The organism is Clostridia bacterium, from assembly GCA_012841935.1.
Classification (GTDB): Bacteria; Bacillota; Peptococcia; order DRI-13; family DTU073; genus DUTS01.
The window spans coordinates 1-1642 of record DUTS01000019.1; the positions used below are offsets into that span (position 1 = coordinate 1).

Sequence of the window (1642 nt, forward strand, 5' to 3'; positions counted from 1 at the left end):
AACCCAGTGGCTAAATAAACCTCCTCAATGGCTTCTAAATCATAAGGATCCACCATAGCCACTAATATTCTATATTGACTTTTTTTAAAAGGAAACAAAATATGTTTACGGGCTAAATCCTCACTAATTAATAAAGGTGTTTCAAGGTGAATCTTTTGCTTAGATAAATCTACGAAAACTATGTTGTAATGCCTGTCTAAAAATTCCCTTAACTCCTCTTCTGTTATAAACCCTTCTTCCAATAAAATTTCCTCAAACCTCTTACCAGTAGATTTTTGCTTACTAAATACTTCTTCTAACTGCTCACTAGTAATAATCCCCTTCTCAACAAACGCCGGTCCCAAATCGAATTTACTTATAGTCAAGAAGCATCACCTCTTTGTTTTTTGTCACATTCCCTTATCTATATTTTACCACAATTAATTATTATTACAATTAAATCCATATTTCCCAGACTATTCGCCAATATTTTTCTCTCTAAAATTTACCCTAATTTCCTCCCGACCCTGATTAATGACCAGCATTGTTTTTTCTAGTTTTTGCAACAATTCGTTCATAACCTCATCAGCATAACTTAAAGCACCTTTACTAATTTCCCGTGACACCTCACGAGCATTATTAATAATTTCTTCACTTTGCTTTTTAGCTTCTTTAACAATTTCACTTTCCCCGGCAATACGTTCTAACTTGTTTTTAGCTGTATCAATAATTGTATCGGCTTCTTTTTCAGCTTGTAATAAAATTCTATCTTTTTCACGTAGGATCCATTCAGACTCACGCACTGTTTCCGGAAGCATAGCACGAAAACCATCGACAAAATTATATAAAGTATCCTCATTAATAATCACCTTGCCTGTCATTGGTATCCGCGGACTATCTTCCACAACATTTTCAAATTCCTCCAATAAACGCATGATCTCCAACTTCATTCCTCCCCCCATAATTTATAAAACCAAACAGCCGTGTCCCCATACCTATTCTTTCTTAATATTTTTAATTTAAGATCACCCGAAACATATTCAGTTTGCAAAACAGTTTTTATAGAAGTTTCACAAACAATCATTCCAGTAGGATTAAATATTTTTGCTTCTAAAATATTCACAAGTAATTTTTCATAACAAATTATGTCATAAGGTGGATCTAAGTAAATTATATCAAAAGCCTTAATCTGTTTCCTAGCTAATTGTCGAATTAAAACAAACACATCTTGACAAGTTATTATAGCATGATCCTCAAAACCACATTTTTTTATATTTTCTCGTAATAAACGACAAACAACTTGCTGATGATCATTAAAATGACAGAATTTTGCTCCTCTACTTAAAGCTTCTATCCCCATTGCCCCAGAACCTGCAAATAAATCTAAAAAATTAACATTTTTTATTTTAAAACCCCAAATATTAAAAATAGCTTCTCGTACGCGTTCAGGTGTCGGACGAGTTGATAAACCCTTAAGAGTCTTTAACTTATGTCCTTTAGCCTCACCGGCAATAATCCGCACCTTTAGTAATCACCCCTTTATTCTGAATTATACCATAAAAATACAATCTTCACACTGTATCTTTCTATATATTGCTATTCTTTCATTATTTTTTTAATTCTAGGTGATCATAGTTTTTCCTCTTTATGAACATAATATAAA

2 protein-coding genes and 1 pseudogene are annotated in these 1642 nt (G+C 32.5%); all 3 read right to left on the reverse strand.

Features of this window, described 5'->3' with window-relative positions; all coding sequences use genetic code 11:
* On the reverse strand, nucleotides 1-365 hold a 365-nt coding region (locus GX687_01195; GenBank protein ID HHX96068.1), incomplete at its 3' end, for a type II secretion system protein GspE.
* 90 nt (nucleotides 366-455) lie between these two features.
* Nucleotides 456-929 (reverse strand): ATP synthase F0 subunit B, encoded by a 474-nt coding sequence (locus GX687_01200; GenBank protein ID HHX96069.1) that lies wholly within the window; start codon nucleotides 927-929, stop codon nucleotides 456-458.
* A pseudogene (rsmD, locus tag GX687_01205) lies at nucleotides 926-1504 on the reverse strand (16S rRNA (guanine(966)-N(2))-methyltransferase RsmD). The gene GX687_01200 and the pseudogene rsmD overlap by 4 nt, the downstream one beginning before the upstream one ends.
* Nucleotides 1505-1642 lie beyond the last annotated feature (138 nt).

Coding starts and splice junctions, on each gene's coding strand:
- GX687_01200 (HHX96069.1), bottom strand. CDS start 929: ATGAAGTTGGAGATCATGCGTTTATTGGAGGAATTTGAAAATGTTGTG.